This window comes from Flavobacterium taihuense (assembly GCF_019351435.1).
GTDB classification, from domain to species: Bacteria; Bacteroidota; Bacteroidia; order Flavobacteriales; family Flavobacteriaceae; genus Flavobacterium; species Flavobacterium taihuense.
The window spans coordinates 1-3,556 of record NZ_JAHWYN010000047.1 but is presented as its reverse complement, the minus strand read 5'-3'; the positions used below and the strand labels follow the sequence as shown (position 1 = coordinate 3,556).

General features: G+C 30.9%; 4 protein-coding genes. All 4 read left to right on the top strand.

Features of this window, described 5'->3' with window-relative positions:
* Positions 1-765 precede the first annotated feature (765 nt).
* Positions 766-1,140, top strand: a complete 375-nt coding sequence (locus KZH69_RS20245; protein WP_219319279.1) for an exodeoxyribonuclease X C-terminal domain-containing protein — start codon at positions 766-768, stop codon at positions 1,138-1,140.
* 66 nt (positions 1,141-1,206) lie between these two features.
* Positions 1,207-1,596, top strand: a complete 390-nt coding sequence (locus KZH69_RS20240) for a hypothetical protein (protein WP_111411626.1) — start codon at positions 1,207-1,209, stop codon at positions 1,594-1,596.
* Between the two features lie 28 nt (positions 1,597-1,624).
* Positions 1,625-2,020, top strand: coding sequence for a hypothetical protein (locus KZH69_RS20235; RefSeq protein WP_219319278.1), 396 nt, complete (start codon positions 1,625-1,627; stop codon positions 2,018-2,020).
* Positions 2,021-2,904: 884 nt separating this feature from the next.
* Complete coding sequence (locus KZH69_RS20230) at positions 2,905-3,084, top strand: hypothetical protein (protein WP_219319277.1); 180 nt, start codon at positions 2,905-2,907, stop codon at positions 3,082-3,084.
* Positions 3,085-3,556 lie beyond the last annotated feature (472 nt).

Here is a 3,556-nt window from a genome sequence, read left to right as displayed (position 1 = left end):
CAACACACGCTACAAGCAATTTGGGTATTTGGCTTAATTTAAATATGGTTTTGTATTTGGATGATTTGGCAAATCCGAAGAATAGGCTTAATTTAGTCCCAAACTGCTTTTAGCGCGGGAACGTTATGCGGGAGTTGCGAAGAAAATCAGACTTTTAAAGGCCTTTAATTGATAAAAAATCGAAATTCATAAACTGTGAAACTTGAATTTTATGTTTTGAAAATGAAAACCAAAAACTTGAAATACAGAACTTGAATATTGGAGCTTCTAAACTGAATCTGAAATATAGAACTTGAAATTGAAAACTTGAGTTTCGGAGTTTCTAAACTGAATCTGAAATCCAGTACTTGAAAAGCGAACTTGAATATTGGAGTTTTAATGGAAATAAACAATCGTTTTGATTCTCAAATTGAGATGAAAAAATAAGAATAAAAATTGGCTAAAATTTAGATTCGATTTCGGCTTTTAATTTGCTAATAATTGGATAAAAATCGATAATAAAAGAGAATGAAATTAGCTAGAATTTGGGCAAGAATTAGGTTTTGTATCTGCCAATAACAGGATTAAAATCGATTAATAATTGGAACTATCAGCTAGAAACAACCCCCGCATAACACACGCTACAAGCAATTTGGGCATTAGGCTTAATTTAGTAATGGTTTTGTATTTGGGAATATTTGGCAAATCCGAAAATAGGGCTTAATTTAGTCCCAAACTACTTGTAGCGCGGGAACGTTGGCAGTAATTTTAAAAGAACACACGTAAATGGAATTATTTGAAACCGAAAGTCATTTCGAATTTGGAAAATATAAATACAGAAAATTAATTGACGTTGCTAATGAAAATGCAATGTATATACAATGGTGCATAGTTAATCTTAAAGGCTTTGTAATAAGCAACGAAGCTGTTACAGAAATAAAGAAAATATATCCAAAATTTTTAGTCGATGAGGAAGCAGTAATAATACTTAAAAACAAACAAAGAAATTATGAAGAATATTTAGAAATTGAATCCAAAAGAAACTATGATGACGATGACAATTTTGACAATAATTCTTCCTCTTCAAATTGGGATAATGAACATTATAATGATAGTTTAGACACTGATCAACAGAGCCCCGAATGGTGGGACAGTTTATAATTATATGGAATATATACAAGAATATTGGAGTTTAATATTGAATATTAATTATTAAAAATTACTAAAATGATTTTACCAAAAAAAGAGTTCAATATTTATCCAAAAACTGAAGAAAATTTAAATGCAGTTTTAAGTTACCATTTTGATAAATATTTATTATTTGATAAGAATGAAGCTGTAGAAGATCTTCTTAAAAACAATACACTTTCAATGAACCAAATTGAATTTATTGCAAAAAAACTTTCTGAATCTTGGTGTCAGTTATTTGAAAACTTTTTCAGAGAAAAAACAACATCATATTCCAACATAATGAATTATGGAATTTGTGGATTAATTCTACCTGAATCTAAATGGCAATACAGTAAAGGAAGTAAAGCTCGACCAAAAATAAGAGAGTTTATTGAATTTGTCAAGAATACAGAAAGAGACTTTGATTTTCTTTCAACTAATAATTAACTTTTAGATTTTAATAAATAATATTCTTATGGGTTTTACTATTAGACCAGTTTGTAAAGATTGTGGATACAAAACAAAGTCAATAGGCATTGGCGGAGGTAAGTTAAGTCATCTTACTAATTTTGGCGCACCAGCATTGAATACTGAATCTAATGAAATTGAGCAAATCAATCTATATGCTTATAAAAAAACTGTAATTGTTAAAAAGAAATTTCTGTACTTTTTTTCCAAAAGCATTGCAATTGAAATTGAAACAATGGATGAAAAGTATATTCCGTATTACGAGCCAAGTATGTTCACTGACGATTTGGAAATTGATAATCATTATTGGGGTGGTAAATGTTTTAAAAAAAGTAAAAACTTTTGTCCAAAATGCAAATCATACAGTATGGATTTTTTAGATGGAGGAATTTGGTTTGATTAATTAACGACAACCAAACGGAAGAAAAAAAACTACTGCCAACACACGCTACAAGCAATTTGGGGATTTGGCTTAATGGGAAAATTGGTTTGTATTTGGAAGATTTGGCTAAATCCGAAGATAAAGCTTAATTTAGTCCCAAACTGCTTGTAGCGCGAGAACGTTAGCGATTATTGCTCCGGTGACGAAAAACCGCTGAATTTAATCGGGTATTTTAATTCAGAGAAAGCTTTACAAAAGCTGAAACCGAGCTGACCGAAATCAGATCCGAAAATTGAAACTTAATTGTTGCGGAAGTAAAAAATGTGAAACGCTTTTTTGATAATTGAAGGCGGATTTTTTTTGTCGATTTTTTTTGAGGTTTAATTAAAGTTTGCCGAAGCTAAACTTGCTAAACTGAACTTGCTAAAGCGGAACTTTGGAAGCGGAAAATAAAAAATGGAAATTCATACGCAATTGGAATCGATAATTGGAATGTCAAATCAGAGGTGCTTGACGAGCGTGTCACAACAATCGCTAACACACGCTACAAGCAATTTGGGGATTTGGCTTAATGAAAAAATTGGTTTGTATTTGGAAGATTTGGCAAATCCGAAAAATGGGCTTAATTTAGTCCCAAACTGCTTTTAGCGCGGGGACGTTAGGCATCAGTTCAGCCGAACTGACACAGAAAAAAATAACGTTAAACAATTAAACATTCAAAAAATGAAATGTAGCAACTGCGGAAAAGAAACGCCATTTAGTGGAAAAGTGTGTCATTGGTGTAATAATGACAAATCAAGTGACCAAAAATTATTTATGAAATCTGCTGTAATTGTATCAATTATAATATTTTTTATATTTTGGCAATGTTCTTAAAAAATTATCAAACAATAAAATTATAAATAATGAAAATAACTGTAAAAGAATTAATCGAATTATTAAAAGCAGAAAATCAAGATTTGGAAATTTATTTTGGAGGGCTTGATTTTAATAGATTAAAAGACCGTGGAACTGAATTGCAATTTCAATTTAATCAGTTAGTTTATCAAGACGATAAAGGCGACGTGGTGGTTCAAAACCACTAAGAATAGAAACTATTCTAACTAAAAGAACTTTTAGTTTTACGGGCCCGTATTGCTCTTTTACTTTACCGTCTAATTCGTATCTTGACAAAAAGCATCTGCCATCTTTAATATTAATTCTAATTTCTTGATTTTCTAATTTCATAATAATTAATTTTAAATTGTGTTTCTGACTTTAAAACGGTGCAGAAATTAAACCGAAATATTGAACATAAAGAACCGAATGCCTAACAGCCACTACAACGGATTTGGGCATTTGGCTTAATGGAAAGTTGGTTTTGTATTTGGATAATTTGGCAAATCCGAAAATAGGGCTTAATTTAGTCCCAAACCCGCTGTAGTGCCAAGACGTTATGCGTAATTGGCAGTAGACTACGGAGTTTCTTGCACAATGAATTTTCGGGATATTTTTTTTGAGGATTTTAAAAGAATAAAGCATTTAGGCCTCAAGTCTTTCGATTGGAATCGTAGAAAG